Here is a 15,725-nt window from a genome sequence, read left to right as displayed (position 1 = left end):
AGTGGTGTGCAAGGGGCGCAGAAACCGGGCGGAGGAGCAGGTCGGCCCTGGGCGTGTGAGGCCAAGCGTGCGTAAGCTGTCACCATGACCGCACCGAAGCCCGCCAACTGGGTTTCACGCGTGCTCGGAACACCCGGCTCGGTGTCTCTCAAGCGCTTCGCGAAACCGACACCCTTCACCGAACAGGCCAGCCTGGCAGCCGCCGAAGCACTCGGGCTGCAGCCCTTCCCCGAACAGGTGCAGGCTGCCCGCGCGTTGATGGCGGGTCACGCGATCGAGATGGACACGGGGGAGGGCAAGACGCTCGTGGGCGCGATGGCCGCAGCCGGACACGTCGCGCGCGGGCGAACGGTGCACGTGCTGTCGGTAAATGACTACCTTGCGCAGCGCGACGCCGAGTGGATGCGGCCGTTCTACGCCGCGCTCGGGGTGACCGTTGCCTGGATCGGGCAGCACACGAGCCACGCCGATCGACAGCGCGCCTACCGCTGCGACGTCGTGTATGTCCCGGTCAGTGAACTCGGCTTTGACGTGCTGCGGGATCGTTTCGCCGTCGCTCAAGAAGCACGCGTGGAGCCGATCCGCGACGTTGCGATCGTCGATGAGATCGATGCCGTGATGATTGACGAGGCAATGGTGCCTCTCGTCCTAGCGGGGAGTAGCGACGGTATCGCGCAGGATCTGACCGAGGCGACGGCGCTCGCCGCAGCCTTGGAACGGGACACCCATTTCACGGTGAGCGAAGACCGTGCGGTCGTGATGCTCACCGATGAGGGGCTTGAATACCTTGAGGGGCAGCTGGGCGGCATCAACCTCTACACCACGGCACACGCGGATCGCCTCACCGCCATCAACCTTGCACTCCACGCCCGGGTCGCGCTGCTACGTGACGTTGACTACCTCGTCACAGAGGGCAAGATCCGCCTGGTGAACGCGCAGCGGGGCCGGGTCGCCGCACTGCAACGCTGGCCAGATGGCCTGCACGCGGCCTTGGAAGCGAAGGAGGGGCTGCTCGCGACGCCGGCGGGTGTGGTGCTCGATACCGTCACCGTGCAGGAGGTGTTGCGCGGCTATGAGACGCTCTCGGGTATGAGCGGCACCGTTCTCGCGGTCGCGGAGGAGCTCGAAGAGTTCACCAGCCTGAAATCGGGCAGGATCGAGCGGCACGCACCCAAGCGACGCGTCGACGAGCCCGACCGAGTGTTCATCACCGAAGCCGAGAAATGGGACGCTGTCGTTGCGGAGATTGCCGTCAGGCACGGTACGGGCCAGCCGATCCTGATCGGTACACGAAGCGTGGCCGAATCCGAGTTGCTCTCCGCGAGGCTTGTGGCCGCGGGAATACCTCACCGGCTCCTCAACGCGAAGAACGACGCTGAAGAGGCCGCGGTGATCGCCCGCGCGGGTGAGCTGGGCGCGGTGACGATCTCCACGCAGATGTCGGGTCGCGGAACCGACATTCGCCTCGGCGGCGAGGATGAGCGCGAACGAGAGCGCGTGGTTTCGCTCGGTGGCTTGGCGGTGCTCGCAGCCGGCCGCGATGAATCGGCGCGGCTTGACGCGCAGCTTCGTGGCCGCGCTGGTAGGCAGGGCGATCCCGGATCGAGCATCTTCTACGCCTCACTCGAAGACCCGCTGGTGCAGCGGCACGCCCCCAGACATCTCTGGAAGCAACTGGACCTGCGTGAGCAGAGCGGCAGGAAACAGATCCTCGACACCTCGCAGCGTATTGCCGAGGGGATTCGGCGCGACCGCCACCGTGCGACTCAGCGCTACAACGCAGCGATCTCGCATCAGCGGGCCGCGGTGCTGCGGCTGCGCGCGCAGATCGAGTGCGAGGGGCTCGCGCTGACGCAGCTGCGGGAGTCGATTCCGCGGCACCTCACCGAGCTTGAAGCGACGTGCGGCGCCGCTGACGTTGCCGAGACCGTGCGCCTCGCGGCGCTCTATTTCATCGATGACGCGTGGACCACGCAGCTCACAGAGCTGCAGGAGATACGCGACGGGATCCACCTGCGCGCGCTCGGCGGGCAGGATCCTGCGAGCGAGTTCCACCTCACCGCGCTGCGGGTCTTCGAAGGATTCCTGGAGTCCGTGGTTGAGCGCACGGCGCAGTTCGTGCAGCATCTCGCGGCGGAGGACGTGGGGAAAGATCTGGAGGCCCTCGGGCTGGTGCGCCCCTCGGCGACCTGGACCTACATGACCCGTGATGATCCGTTTGGCAGCGCGGGCGATCGAGCCGTCCGTAACCTGGCCCAGCGGTTTCGCCGAGCGGTGCTCAAGATCGAGTAGTGTGCTCAGGAATGTCGGTAGCCTGGGATAGCCTGGTGCGAGGCTGCCCGGGCCCTTCCCGAAAGGAATTCACATGGTGTATCGAGTGCAGGGTGTCATTGTGCGTGAGAAGAACGCGCCCGCAACTATCGAGACGGTGTTGGTGCCGGATCCCGGCCCCGGTGAGGCTGTGGTGGACATCATCACCAGCGGCGTCTGTCATACCGATCTGCACTATCAGCAGGGTGGCATCAACGACGAGTTCCCCTTCTTGCTGGGCCACGAGGCCACCGGCCGAGTCGCTGCTGTTGGCGAGGGCGTGACCGAGGTAGCAGTGGGGGATCGCGTGATCCTGAACTGGCGCGCGGTCTGCGGTCAGTGCCGCGCCTGCGCGAAGGGTCAGCCGCAGTATTGCTTCGCCACCCACAACGCGAAGCAGAAGATGACCCTCGAAGACGGCACCGAGCTCTCGGCCGCGCTCGGCATCGGAGCCTTCATTGAGAAGACGCTTGTCGCCGCGGGCCAGTGCACCAAGATCGACGAAGAATCCGATGCCGCCGCCGTCGGATTGCTCGGCTGTGGGGTGATGGCGGGCATCGGCGCCGCGATGAACACCGGTGAGATCCAGCGCGGCGAGTCCGTTGCCGTGATCGGCTGCGGTGGGGTCGGCACGGCCGCCATCGCGGGAGCGCAGCTTGCGGGTGCCACCACGATCATCGCCGTCGACATTGACGACGCAAAGCTTGCACAGGCGAAGCAATTCGGTGCGACGCACACGGTCAACTCACGGAGCCAAGATCCCGTCGAGGCGATCCGCGAGCTCACCGGGGGCAACGGTGCCGATGTGGTGATTGATGCGGTCGGTCGCCCCGAAACGTACAAGCAGGCGTTCTACGCGCGTGATCTTGCCGGACGAGTCGTGCTCGTGGGGGTCCCCACGCCCGAAATGATGCTTGAGTTGCCGCTGCTCGACGTGTTTGGCCGCGGTGGATCGCTGAAGTCCTCGTGGTATGGTGACTGCCTGCCGAGCCGGGACTTCGCAATGCTGATTGACCAGTACAAGCTGGGCCGGCTGGATCTTGACGGCTTTGTGACCGAGCGGATCGGCCTGGGAGACGTCGAGGCGGCGTTCGCGCGTATGGCCGAGGGTACCGTCCTGCGATCGGTGGTGGAGCTGTGAACGCGCGCATTGAGGGCTACGTGACAAGCGGGACGTTCTCGCTCGACGGCGGCACCTGGGACGTTGACAACAATGTCTGGATCGTCGGTGATGATGCCGAGGTCATCGTTATCGATCCCGCGCACAATGCCGCGGAGATCGCTGATGCGGTGGGGGAGCGACGCGTGCGCGCGATCCTGCTCACCCACGGGCATGACGACCATATTCGCGCGGCCCGGGAGACTGCGGCCCTGCTCGAGGCACCGATCTATCTGCACGCCGCAGACCGCATGCTGTGGGATGCGGTGTACGACGAGGCGCCCGATGCGGAACTGGCGGACGGCGACGTGTTTGAGGTGGCGGGCGTCGAGCTGCACGCCATGCACACGCCTGGGCACTCTCCGGGGTCGACGAGCTTCACCGCGCCTGCGCTCGGCGCTGTTTTTACGGGTGACACACTCTTCCAGGGTGGCCCGGGGGCGACCGGGCGTTCCTACAGTGACTTTCCGACCATCATCGAATCGATTCGGGATCGGCTGCTGACGCTCCCGAGTGAGACGGTCGTGCACACGGGTCACGGTGAGAGCACCTCGATTGCGGCGGAGGCACCCCATTTGCAGGAGTGGATCGACCGCGGGCACTGAAAAACCGGCGCGCTGTCGGCTGGGCAGCACGCCGGTTTATCAGTAGTCGCCTTCTGAGTGAGCCACTGCGCACTACTGGCAGCGGCTCACCCGGAAACTAAGTGGTGGGCGTCGCCGTACAGCAATCAGGAGCGCGCCGCCGAGGAGGGTAGCGATACTGCCCGCGCTCAGGTAGGCGGCGATCGGCGCTCCGGTGACCGCGAGCGTCTGTTCGCTCTGCGAGTCTGCTGAGCCAGCGGAAGCTGCAGCGCCCGCGGGGCCCTGGTTCCCGCCCTGCGCAGGCAACACCGCTGAACCGCTCGGGGGAACCGTGCTGCTGCCGAAGACGTGGTCGACCGTAACGGAGGCGGTCTTCCCGCTCTCCATCACCACATCGTTGGTGGTGATCGATGCGCCGCTTGCGTTCCCGCGATCGATTGACGTGAGACGGCAGGTCGCGCCCGCCTCGACCGTAATCTGTTGGCTGCCGGGGCTGTCAAAAATGACGGTGCGAGGGAAACCGGGAAGTGACGTACCGTTGATCACGCAGTCGACCTCAACGATGAATGGGCCCTGTGCCTCGTCAGCCCCATCGCCCGAGAGCGAGTTGTTGATCTCGAGGATCGCGTCATCGGCCTGCTGCGTCGGCTCTCTGTAGCAGGGTGTGCGAATCTGAATCGTGTCTCCGTTGACGACCCTATTGCGCGTCTCGTACGTTGCGGGATTCTCGCGGAGATTTTCCCCGGTTGCTGTGGTCTGGTTGAACTGTGTGTTGTAGCGGTCCCACGCCGTGAACCAGTCCGAGAACATGATGGTGCAGGTGAGATCGTAGTCATCGTTGGCGTCCCGGTTTGAGGCCCAATGCAGGTCGGCTTCCGCGACGGCGTACTGCACCTGGCAGGAGACGGACTCACCGGGAGCCAGGAAGCGCTGGCTGACGCAGCCGTCGATCGACTTGATGTAATCGTCAGAAATGCTGCTGTTCGCGGTCGGGGAGCCGGGAAGGTCATTGTACGGATTGTCTTTCACGTCACTAGACGCGCTGAACCGGTGGAACCCAGCATCAAAGCCGTTGAGCACGGTGTTGCCCGTGTTGGTGATGTCTATGGTGAAGGTGATCACCTGGCCGGCGTACGCAGCGAGGTCAGTGTCCGCGGTGATCTTGACATCGAGGTCCGGGGAAAAGGTATCACCGTAGGGCAGGTTAGCGCCGCGAGTGTGCGACACCGAGACGGTGGCGTTCTCGCTGCCGGACGCAACCGTCACGGTTGTCGGTGCGGCGGAAAGTGCGTAACCATCGGGCTGATAGATCTCCGTGATGGTGTACGTCCCATAGGGCAGATTCTGCACGGTGATCACCCCCGGGGGTGCTGTTGGAATCGTTGAGCGGCGCGGTGCGGATCGTCCGGTCCTGGTCGGCCACAACCAGCTCGACGCCGTTGTCTCCCTTGATCAGGAAGAACGCGTAGTGGGAAGAGAATGCCTGACCTGCACCCGGAGTCTTCGCGGGGAGTCGGTTTCCTTGCTCATCGAGGACGTTGATCGTCACCGAACCTGGCCCGCTGAGTGCACGCGCATGCGTATCTGTTGTGGTGTCCGAGGTGTCCTCGGGGGCAGCTTGCGCGGCAGATGAAAAGGTGCCGACGAGCAGTGCAGTCAAGAGTATGCTGCCAGTGGCAGACAGCATACTAGTGAGCTTATTCATGAGATTCTCCAGTGTTGGAATTGCTGACGCATTGGGTCAGCCGTCAATTTTCTACAAACGGAGGATCTTGTCCCAGAACGTTTGCAAATGAATGCTACGGTTGTCTCCTAGTGTCCCGTGTGGTGGCCAGGAAGAAGCGGATACTAAGTCTCGACATGCTGGGGACGGTCCGGTCGCCTTGTGGCCTGCCTCACACGCGGGCGAGTCGCAGTGGAGGATGTGTGGTGGGTGTCGCCAGAGGGCCCATCATTTGGGGCTGAGATGTGTGAGACTCAGTCGCAGCCACCGCGACTGCGACCGGGCACGATCCCGGCCCGCGCAATCACTCAGAGAGGATCCGCAATGCCGCAGAAAGCACACCTCCCCATCGCACCGGGCACCCAAGAGCCAGAGTACGAACTCTGGGAGCCGCTCGATCCGGACGTCGCCGGGGTCTTTCGAAATATCTCTGACGCAGACCTGGCCTATCGTGACCGGGCGCGCGCCTTTGTGCAAGACGAAGTGCGGCCCGTCATCGCGGGTCACTGGGATCGCGCCGAGTATCCGCTCAACCTTGCGAAGCGCCTTGGTGATCTTGATCTGCTGCGCGATGGCGTCGACGTGCCGGGGTTTCCTGAGCAGAGCCTGCTTGCCGCAAGTCTGACGACGATGGAGCTGGCGCGCGGGGACGGATCCGTCGCCACGATTGTTGCGGTGCAGGGCGCACTGGCGCTGCGTGCCATCGCGGAGTGTGGATCAGAGGTGCAGAAGGAGCGCTGGCTCGAGCCGCTCGCGCGCGGCAGGGAACTTGGTGCGTTCGCGCTTACGGAGCCCACCCACGGATCTGACTCGGTGAGTCTCGAGACGCGCGCTGAAGTTTCGGGAGACGGCTACGTCCTCAATGGCCACAAGAAATGGATCGGCTCGGGCAGTGTCGGCCACGTCGCCGTGGTGTGGGCACGCGGCGACGACGGTCAGGTGCAGGGATTTCTCGTTCCCCAGGATGCGCCGGGGTACGATGCGAGGACCATTGAGGGGAAGGTCTCTCTCCGCGCGATCTGGCAGGCGGACATCTCCCTCAATGATGTGAAGGTTTCTGCGAGTGCAAAAATGCCGGGGGCAGCGAGTTTCAAAGACACGGCTCGGATCCTGCAGGCCACAAGGCTCGGTGTTGCGTGGTCTGCTCTCGGCCACGCGACGGCCGTCTACGAGACGTCAGTGCACTATGCCAAGCAGCGCGTGCAGTTCGGGCGCCCGCTCGCAGCTTCGCAGATCGTGCAGGCGCGGCTCGCCGAAATGCTGAGCCAGCTCACTTCCCTGCAGGCGCTACTTATGCAGCTCACTCGCGCGGAGGAACGGGGGAGCTCTCCGGCCCCGGCGCCTCGCTCGGCAAATACACGGCGACCCGGACCGCACGGGCGATGGCCGCGAATGCGCGGGATCTGCTCGGTGGGAACGGGATCCTGCTGGAGAATCGTGTGGCGCGACACTTCGCAGACATTGAGTCGCTGCACACCTATGAGGGCACCGAGACGGTGCAGGCGCTGATCATAGGCCGCGAAATCACGGGGATATCCGCGTTCGCGTGATGGTGCTATCCGCCATCACCACGTCGACCCGCCATCTGTTCCGCGCGAAACAGGTGGCGGGTCGCTGAGATCATTCGGTCTCGGCAGGAGAGGCGTCGTCGCCGGTGCCGGGGAGTGCGATAGCGGCCGTGAGCGGTCGACCCTCGCGTTCCAGGCGGCGCTTCGTGAACTGCCACATTACGGCCAGGATCACGAACCAGATTGGTGTGAATGTGAGCGGCACCCGCGTGTCTTCAGCCATGAGTAGTGTGAACACGATGAACACGAAGAAGGCGAGCACGACCCACGGCACGATCCGGGCAAGCGGTGTCTTGAACGTCGAGGCCGCGTGACGCTCGGGGTACTTGCGCAGATACTGGATGAAGCTGACGGCGATCATGCCCCAAATGAACAGAATGAATGTTGAAGCGACCGAGCTCACGAAGGTGAAGGCCTCGATGACGCTCTCTCCGAGCAGCAGGATCGGCACTGAGGAGAAGACAAATACGGCGGAGAAGAAGACCGCGCGGCGGGGTACTCCGCGACTATCGGTGAGCGCGAAGCGTGCGGGGGCGTGGCCGTCGTGGGCGAGACCGTGCATCATTCGTGTGCCGGAGTAGAAGCCCGAGTTTGCGCTCGAGGCCGCCGACGTAAGCACCACAAGGCTGATCGCGAATGCGGCGGAGGTGAAGCCTGCGTAGGCGAAGGTCGTGACGAACGGGCTTGCCTCCGGGTCGATCTTGTCCCACGGTGTGAGCGCCATGATGACCGTGAGGGCTCCGACGTAGAAGATGATGACGCGGACGACGATGGAGTTGATGGCGCGCGGCAGGTTGCGGTGCGGGTCCTTCGTCTCCGCGGCCGCGGTGCCGACGAGCTCCACGCCGATGAACGAGAAGATCCCGAGCTGGAATCCCAGGATGAAGCCGCCTGCTCCGTAGGGGAACATGCCGCCGTTGTCCCAGAGATGCGTGAGCGAAGCAGAGGTGCCAGTGTCGGGGTTCTGGAAGCCGCTCACGATCAGCACCACCCCGGTGACGATCAGCGCGAGAATCGCGACGATCTTGATGATCGAGAACCAGAACTCGAACTCGCCAAAGAACCGCACCGGTTGCAGGTTCAGGATCGTCAGCACGATGGCGGTGATGAGCGCGGGGAGCCACACTGGCGTGTTCGGCTTCATATCGAGGACGTAGGCGGTGATCGCGATGATGTCAGCGATGCAGATCGTGGCCCAGGTCACCCAGTAGGTCCAGGAGACGAAGAAGCCCGCCCAGGGACCGATGAGGTCTTTCGCAATGTCGCCGAAGGTCTTGTAGTTCAGGTTGGAGAGGAGTAGCTCTCCGAGTGCCCGCATCAAGAAGAACATCATGCAGCCGATGATGGTGTAGATGAACAGGATGGAGGGCCGGTGAGGCTGATGACCTTGCCGGAACCGAGGAACAAGCCCGTGCCGATTGCGCCGCCAATCGCAATCAGCTGCAGGTGCCGATTCGACAGTCCTCGTTGCAGTTGCTCCTGCTGAGGTAGTGATGCGTCAGTGGACATGACTGCGTTCCTCTCGATGGTCATCAATGAATCGGTGCAATCCGGATTCCGTGGCACGATGTCGGCGATCCGCCGTGAGCCCCAATGTTTGATTCTAGGCCGCCAATGGCTCAGAGCGTGGTTTCCTTAGGCCCCGCTGGGTACCCCGGGCGCGTCGGATTCACTGAGCCCGAGTCCGTGGAGCGCGAAACGCACCGCGTGTTGCGCCTCGTCTGCGGTGATCTGGCCGGTCAACCATCGCCCGGACAACCCCTCGACGAGTGCGGTGAGAAGGAGCGCTGTGGCTGCCGGCCCGGTGTTCTGCTCAGGTTCGTGATCCTGCGGGGTGCAAGCGAGGATCGCCTCGCCGATGAGCGTCTCTACCGCGCTCTGCCACTCCGCGGTAGAGCGGGTGAGAGCGGCGGCGCTCGTTGGCTCAAACACCGAGACCGCCCGCAGCTCGTTCCACACGATGGAGCCGGCGCGGACCTGCGCGTCGTCACCGAACTCTGAGCACAACAGGGCGCTCAATCGCTGTGCGGGGGTGTGGGCGTGAGGGGTTCGTCCTGCGCGGTCGGAGCTCCTAGCGTTGACGTGGTCGAGGGCGGCCTGAAGGAGGCCGTCGCGGTCGCCGAAGTGGTACGACAGGAGACCGATGGAGACTCCCGCTTCCCGTGCAACGTCCTGCATTCTGAAGCTGCGCAGCCCCGAGCGGGCAATTGTCCGTTCGCAGGCCTGCAGGATCTTGTCTCGGCTATCTGCTCTGCTGTCGGCTTGGGTGTTCTCTGCCACGCTGCCTCCTCCGGCTGCTGGAACTGAAACTATTTTCAGGATACGATACTTTCGACACGGAAACGAGGAAGACATGAGCGATCCTGCAGCCGGCTTCAATCTAATCGAGGCAAGTATCGAAGAGATCCTCGCGGCATTTGCGCGCGGTGAGATCACGAGTACTCAGCTTACCGAGCGCTATCTTGCCAGGATCGACGCATACGACAGGGGATCTGGCGGCCTCAACGCGATCCCGGTGCTGAACCCCGCAGCGATGGCGCAGGCTGCCGAGTCAGACCGCCGCTGGCGCGAGGGCACGGCGCGGCCCCTTGAGGGTGTGCCGTTTACCGTCAAGGATTCGTATATGGTGCAGGGCCTCACGGTCGCCGCGGGATCGCCGGCGTTCAAGGATCTCATTGCGCAGTGGGACGCGTTTTCCGTCGCCAAGCTCCGCGAAGCCGGCGCGGTTCTCATCGGCAAAACCAATATGCCTCCGATGGCAGATGGCGGCATGCAGCGCGGCGTATATGGGCGCGCCGAAAGCCCCTACAATCGTGACTACCTCGCCGCGGCCTACGCCTCGGGATCCTCGAACGGCTCGGGGGTTTCAACCGCCGCGAACCTCGCGGTGTTTGGCATGGGGAAGAGACGGTCTCCTCGGGCCGCAGCCCCGCCTCAAACAACGGTCTCTGCGCATATACTCCGTCCTGGGGTGTGCTCTCCATTCGCGGCAACTGGCCGCTGTTTCCCGCCCGCGATGTGGTGGTCCCGCACACCCGTTCCATGCCTGACATGCTGCGGCTGCTTGACGTGCTGGTGCAGGATGACGAGATCACCCGCGGCGACTTCTGGCGCAACCAATCAGTCGTGCCGCTTCCGAAGCCGAGCCAGCACCGGCCCGAATCGTATCTCTCGCTGCAGGATCCCAACGCCCTGCGCGGCAAGCGTTTCGCGGTGCCGGCGATGTATCTCGGCCAGGATCCGCGGTTCCCGATCGCGGTGCGCCCGTCGGTGCTCGCACGGTTCGAGATCGCTCGGGCGCGGCTTGAGGAGCTTGGTGCCGAGGTCGTGGTGACGGGATTCCCGCTCATTGAGCAGTACGAGGGCGACCGGCCCGGGCAGGAAAACGTCGGCGCGCTCGGAGTACTCCCCGAGGGCTGGATGGACACCGAGTTCACCGACTTCCTCGGGTTTGGTTGGGACGATTTCTTGAAGGCGAACGGCGATCCGGCGATCCCGAACCTGGGGGTGGTGGATCCCGATCAGATTTTCCCCAGGCCGCCGGGCGCGCTGCCAGACCGCTACGAGGAGGTCGAAGACTACGACAACCGCTACCGCGCCACTGTTGCCGCGGCGCGAGCGGGTATCGCGGATCCGCGCGAGCGACCGGATTTCGCGGACGGGCTGCGCGCGCTTGTGCGGCTGCGCGAGGAACTGTTCGAGGCGTGGCTTGCTGAGCACGGGTACGATGCGGTGGTGTTCCCCGCGAACGCCGATGTGGGGGCGGCGAACGCCGACGTCGATGTTGCCGCCGCGGATCACGCCTGGTCGAACGGTGTGTTTTTCTCGAACGGCAACTACGCGCTGCGCCACCTCGGCATCCCGACCGTGACTGTCGCCATGGGACTGATGGAGGACATCGGGATGCCGGTCGGATTGACCTTCGCCGGTCCGGCCTACGCGGATCCCGAGCTGCTTGGATATGCCGCGGCGTTTGAGGCGGCGGGATCCATGCGAGTGCCCCCTGCCTCGACGCCCTGAGCTTGAGCTTGAGCTTGAGTAACAACATCATTTTGCTGAGAACACCGATTCCACTGAGAACACCTACTTTGCTGGAACTTGGGTGTTCTGAGTGGAATCGGTGTTCTCAGTGAAAAGGGGCCATTGCGGAGCGCCCGTGAACGCGAGGGCGGGAATCGCGCGGGTAACAGGGGTCAGAGGATCCCGCCAATCATCGCGAAACACGGCCCGATGAGGATCAGCCAGGCTGCCGCGGTAAGAATCAGTGCGCCGATTCCCAGGCGTCTCGTTCGCGGAAGAACTGCGAGCAGGATCCCGATCGCCAACGGGGAGAAGAGCAAGAGCAGAAAGACGTTGCCTGAGAAGTAGACTCCGGAGCCAAGCAGTACAAAGCCGATGAGGAGAACGAAGACATAGGAGCCGCATCCGATTCCGACTCCGCCCCAAATGCTGCCTCCGCTGGATCCATCAGGCAGTTGCGAATCCGGCTCCTGGGATTCAGGTGGGTCGATACTCATGGATGTTCCTCCAAGACACTAAACGAAGAGATCGATGCACATGCTCAGAAAAACAAGCCAGAGTGAGGCTGAGAGGATGAGCACCCCGATACCGGTCTTACGAGTACGCCGAAGAATCGTGAGCACGATACCGAGGATGACGGGGCGAGGACCCAGAAGCGGATTGCCTCAGTCGAGGGATATCTGTTCGGGCCGAAAAGGGAGAGGATGACGAAGATGGCGACCACATACGCGCCGACTCCGATCCCGATTCCGGCCAGAATGCGGCCACTGGGTGGTCGCTCCGGCGGCAGATTGTCAGGCAGGAGATTGTCAGGCGGGAGATTGTCAGGCGGGAGCTCAGGCGGGTTGATGTTCATCAGCTCTCCTTTCTTGAGGGACGGTGAGCTTGCCGTGGCGCGCCAACCAGATCACCCGGACGGCAAAAAGTGGGATCGTCAGCAGCAGAAATAGCTGCGGTCTGGTGAGCCCGAGCCACGCGATCTCGTTGCCGCGCACGAACTCGACGAAGAAGCGGAAGACCGCGTACGCGCCAATATAGAGCGTCAGGATCTCACCGGGCGCGATCCTGAGCCGCCGGAGCCACCACCAGATCACCGCGAACGCGACCGCGTGAAAAATGATCTCGTAGACGAAACTGGGGTGGAGGCCGACCCCCGCGGGAGTCCTAGTCTCTCCGCCTGCGCCGCGTCGAGCACGATACCCCAGTCGCCGCCGGTGGGCGTGCCCGGACGTTCGGTCAGGAGGCAGCCGATCCTCCCGATCGCGAGCGCGAGTGCGACTGCCGGAGCGAACAGGTCGCCCGTGCGCTCGCGGTACCCGACGAGCCGTTTCGCGATGTGCACGCCAAGCCAGGCGCCAACGAGGGCGCTCAGGATCGACGCGTTGCCGCGTAAGAGTTGTTCACCGAGATTGAGGTTCTCAGACGGGTCCAGATGCTGCCCCCAAGTTCCGAGCCTGGCAAACACCGCGGCGCCCACGAGCGCCCCGAGCACCAGATACGGGATCCGCGGGTCGTGTACGCGGCGGCGACGCGACTCGATCCAGAACACGATGCCGCCCGCGGCCAGGCCGAGAGCCACAAACGCTCCGTGGGTATCAATCGGCAAGCCAAAGCCGAACAGGTCAGAAAGCGTGGGATACATGTGTCAGCCGCCGAAGACCCGCACCCACAGCATGATCCAGAACGGGATCGCGACCGCCGCACCAACGGCCAGCACGCTGAGATAGGCCAGCACCAGCCGGGTGTCACCCAGCTTGCACTTTGACCGCATCAGGCCGCCGCGGCGCGCCCGCGCGTACCCGGCGATCGCGATGAGGGCAAAACCCAGCAGTGAGATTGGCCCGAGCACGCAGGTGATGAGTGCGACCGTGGTGTGCACGCACAGTCTGAGTGGGTCGAAAGCCGGAGCGGGGTCACCGACGGTCGGGTCGTAACTGCCGAGCGGCGGCATCTGCGCGGTCACCGGGAACTCCTTGATTTCACGGGGATGAGTCTCGAAGCGTCAGGCGCAAACTGTGGTGGTTGGGGCTCAGGATCCTGCCCTGGATCAACGCCCCGCACCCCGGTCGCGGTGGACAGCCTGCGCGCGCCGAGCGGCGCCCACGCCTGCACGGCACAGAACGGCGCGCACTGGTGCACGTTGCCGCCATCCTCCGCTGCGCTCTCGTTCACGGTGGCGACGTGCACGCAGCACTGGGTGAGGCGTTCCTCGATCATCGTGTTGATATCCATGAAGGGTTTGACGGTGATGCGTTTCACACGCTCGCCCAGAAACTTGCGCATGCGCCCGTGCTGACCAGGCAACGCCGAAGTTGCGAGCGCCGTGAGCGTCCCGATGCCGAGGTCGCACGCCGTGCACACATCGCGCCAGATCCCGGCGATTGAGGGGTGGGAGAGTGACGACTGCTCGCTAAAGAGATCCAGCAGCGACTGCTTCACGTTCTCTTTCAGCTTTCTGTTGATCTCGCTGTCGGCGATCCGGTTCGCGATGAGATCGGGTTCCAAATCCAAGAACTGCTTCAGCCGCTCGTGGCCAACGATCGCGGTGAGGGAGCGCCACTCGTCAGAGTCGTCGCGGAGCATGTATCCGACTGAGCAGCAGTGGGGGTGGCTGCAGGGGAGCGCGGTCAGGTCGCGCCAGGTGACGGTGCCGTGTGTCTGCGATTCGAGCCGCTTCAGCACACCGCCGTGGGTCAGCCGATTCATCGGGTCGACGCCGGCCGAACGCCCAGAGCCGAACACCGGCTGGATCGTCACGCCACCGACGTAGGGCGTATCCATCGCCCGCTTGATGACCGCGCCGATCTCGTGGTCGTTGACGCCGAGCGTAGCCGTCATCGTGAGTGTCGTAAACACGCCAGCCTCCGAGAGGCGTGCAAGCGCGCGATCCTTGAAACGGCGAATATCGGCACCGCGGTGAAACTTCGACGACTCGGGCTCTTCGCCGTCGAACTGGAGGTAGATTTCGACCCGCTCTCGGTGTTTCTTGAGCGTTTCCACAAAAGCGTCGTCGTTCGCGATGCGCAGGCCGTTGGAATTGATCAGGATCCTGACCACCGGGCGGGTAGCGAGATGGTCAAGCAGCTGCTCCAGCCACGGATACAGCGTCGGCTCGCCGCCGGAGAGCATCAGCACGTCGATCCGGTTGTTTTCGCGTGCGAGGCGCTGATCCACCGACGCAAGCACCTCGGCGAGAGGCGCGACGGCGCTCGCCGCCGGGCTTGATTCCGCGAAGCAGGTCGGGCACTTGAGATTGCAGTGATCCGTGATGTCTTGCAGCAGGATGCAGGTGTGTTGCGTATGCATCTCCGGCAGGCCGTCTTCGAAGGCCTCGGGTACCGGTTTGAAGTTGCCGGCGAGATCGGGGGTGTGGACCTTTGTCGGTGCCGTCCACTCTTCGAGGTAGCTCAGGATCTCGGCAGACTCGTCGTAGAGGGTGCGCTGTAGGCCGTGAGTGCGGCAACCTCGCTCAAGCCAGATCACGCCGTCACGGTCGGCAAGCCAGCCGCTCAGCCGCTGGACCTCCGAGAGCGGCTGGTCCGGGTTTTCCTCGTGGCACTGCGGGCAGAATGCGTTGACGTAGCGGTGCACACGGTAATCACGCAGGGGCATGCCTGCGCTTGCTGTTGTTGCCATGTGGCTAAGCTATCCCACCTCGGGTCCCGGTTCGGGAATGGTGATTGGTTCGGTGACGGGCTGCTCGAAGCGGTCGACGCTGATAGCGAGACGGCGCAACAGAGCAGCGAGGCGATCGCGTTCGGCCCGCGGAAGACCGCCCAGGAGTCGCTCTTCCGCGTCGCTCAGTCGCGTCATGGCGGCATCGACGAGGGTCTGCCCGTGCGGGGTCATCTCCACGAGCACGCCGCGACCGTCATTGGGGTCGGTGAGTCGGCGTACCAGTTCGCGGTCGGCCATCCGGTCGATGCGATTGGTCATCGTGCCGCTCGAGACCATCGTTTGGCGGACGAGGGTTTTGGGGCTCTGCCTGAACGGGGCACCGCTTCTGCGAAGTACCGCGAGCACGTCAAATTCCCAGGAACTTAATCCTGAGCGTTCAAACGCGTGTGCTCGTGCGCGATCGAGATGCTTGCCGATGCGAGACAGTCGCGAGAATACAGCGAGCGGGGCGAGATCCAGGTCCGGTCTCGCGCTTGACCACTCGGCGATGATGCGGTCAACTTCGTCCTCGTATTTCATCCTCCTATTATCGGGGTCGGTACAAGAATTGTGTGCTGTCCGCGCGGGGCCTCCGAATCTGGCAGACTATAGGACGTGCGTTTTCGCACGATCCGCCTTGGTGTAATGGCAGCACGACAGCCTTTGGAGCTGTTAGGTCCAGGTTCGAGTCCTGGGGGCGGAGC

General features: G+C 63.9%; 11 protein-coding genes, 1 tRNA gene and 3 pseudogenes. 6 read left to right on the top strand and 9 right to left on the bottom strand.

Features of this window, described 5'->3' with window-relative positions; all coding sequences use genetic code 11:
- The first annotated feature begins 84 nt into the window (after positions 1-84).
- The 3 genes from secA2 to G7067_RS12460 all read left to right on the top strand — a co-directional run bounded on the left by secA2 (position 85) and on the right by G7067_RS12460 (position 4,074).
- A complete protein-coding gene (gene secA2 / locus G7067_RS12470; RefSeq protein WP_166324922.1) occupies positions 85-2,292 on the top strand; it encodes an accessory Sec system translocase SecA2 in 2,208 nt (735 codons plus the stop codon).
- Positions 2,293-2,365: 73 nt separating this feature from the next.
- Positions 2,366-3,451, top strand: a complete 1,086-nt coding sequence (locus G7067_RS12465; RefSeq protein WP_166324919.1) for an S-(hydroxymethyl)mycothiol dehydrogenase — start codon at positions 2,366-2,368, stop codon at positions 3,449-3,451.
- Positions 3,448-4,074, top strand: a complete 627-nt coding sequence (locus tag G7067_RS12460; protein WP_166324916.1) for an MBL fold metallo-hydrolase — start codon at positions 3,448-3,450, stop codon at positions 4,072-4,074. Before G7067_RS12465 ends, G7067_RS12460 begins: the two co-directional genes overlap by 4 nt.
- A 72-nt stretch (positions 4,075-4,146) precedes the next feature.
- Here G7067_RS12460 and G7067_RS12455 read toward each other — a convergent pair whose 3' ends face one another.
- On the bottom strand, positions 4,147-5,403 hold the full coding sequence (locus tag G7067_RS12455) for an MSCRAMM family protein (protein WP_166324913.1): 1,257 nt from the start codon (positions 5,401-5,403) through the stop codon (positions 4,147-4,149).
- Between the two features lie 697 nt (positions 5,404-6,100).
- On the opposite strand from G7067_RS12455, the pseudogene G7067_RS12450 reads away from it, so the two are divergent.
- Positions 6,101-7,326, top strand: a pseudogene (locus G7067_RS12450) (acyl-CoA dehydrogenase family protein).
- A gap of 70 nt (positions 7,327-7,396) precedes the next feature.
- On the opposite strand, the pseudogene G7067_RS12445 reads toward G7067_RS12450, so the two are convergent.
- Together G7067_RS12445 and G7067_RS12440 are read right to left on the bottom strand one after the other, a co-directional pair.
- A pseudogene (locus G7067_RS12445) lies at positions 7,397-8,853 on the bottom strand (amino acid permease).
- 126 nt (positions 8,854-8,979) lie between these two features.
- Positions 8,980-9,624 carry a TetR/AcrR family transcriptional regulator gene (locus G7067_RS12440; protein ID WP_244301116.1) on the bottom strand — a complete coding sequence of 215 codons (645 nt, stop codon included), beginning with the start codon at positions 9,622-9,624 and terminating at the stop codon, positions 8,980-8,982.
- 73 nt (positions 9,625-9,697) lie between these two features.
- Here G7067_RS12440 and G7067_RS12435 point away from each other — a divergent pair.
- Positions 9,698-11,364 (top strand): annotated as a pseudogene (locus tag G7067_RS12435) (amidase).
- Between the two features lie 173 nt (positions 11,365-11,537).
- Here G7067_RS12435 and G7067_RS12430 read toward each other — a convergent pair.
- The 6 genes from G7067_RS12430 to G7067_RS12410 form a co-directional block, all read right to left on the bottom strand.
- Positions 11,538-11,861 (bottom strand): hypothetical protein, encoded by a 324-nt coding sequence (locus G7067_RS12430; protein ID WP_166324907.1) that lies wholly within the window; start codon positions 11,859-11,861, stop codon positions 11,538-11,540.
- 339 nt (positions 11,862-12,200) lie between these two features.
- On the bottom strand, positions 12,201-12,482 hold the full coding sequence (locus G7067_RS14720; protein WP_280115767.1) for a prolipoprotein diacylglyceryl transferase family protein: 282 nt from the start codon (positions 12,480-12,482) through the stop codon (positions 12,201-12,203).
- Positions 12,455-13,006, bottom strand: coding sequence for a prolipoprotein diacylglyceryl transferase family protein (locus tag G7067_RS12425; protein WP_280115719.1), 552 nt, complete (start codon positions 13,004-13,006; stop codon positions 12,455-12,457). The genes G7067_RS14720 and G7067_RS12425 overlap by 28 nt, the downstream gene beginning before the upstream one ends.
- A gap of 3 nt (positions 13,007-13,009) precedes the next feature.
- A complete protein-coding gene (locus G7067_RS12420; RefSeq protein ID WP_244301115.1) occupies positions 13,010-13,327 on the bottom strand; it encodes a hypothetical protein in 318 nt (105 codons plus the stop codon).
- Positions 13,324-15,000 carry a radical SAM protein gene (locus tag G7067_RS12415; RefSeq protein WP_244301114.1) on the bottom strand — a complete coding sequence of 559 codons (1,677 nt, stop codon included), beginning with the start codon at positions 14,998-15,000 and terminating at the stop codon, positions 13,324-13,326. Before G7067_RS12415 ends, G7067_RS12420 begins: the two co-directional genes overlap by 4 nt.
- Positions 15,001-15,009: 9 nt before the next feature.
- The gene (locus tag G7067_RS12410) at positions 15,010-15,561 is read right to left on the bottom strand and encodes a MarR family winged helix-turn-helix transcriptional regulator (protein ID WP_166324904.1); all 552 of its coding nucleotides are present in this window, start codon (positions 15,559-15,561) and stop codon (positions 15,010-15,012) included.
- A gap of 91 nt (positions 15,562-15,652) precedes the next feature.
- Here G7067_RS12410 and G7067_RS12405 point away from each other — a divergent pair.
- Positions 15,653-15,724, top strand: a tRNA-Gln gene (locus G7067_RS12405).
- Position 15,725 lies beyond the last annotated feature (1 nt).

Source organism: Leucobacter insecticola (assembly GCF_011382965.1).
Lineage (GTDB): Bacteria > Actinomycetota > Actinomycetes > Actinomycetales > Microbacteriaceae > Leucobacter > Leucobacter insecticola.
Note: the sequence above shows the minus strand (reverse complement) of the source record. Positions and strands in the feature narration are given on the sequence as shown.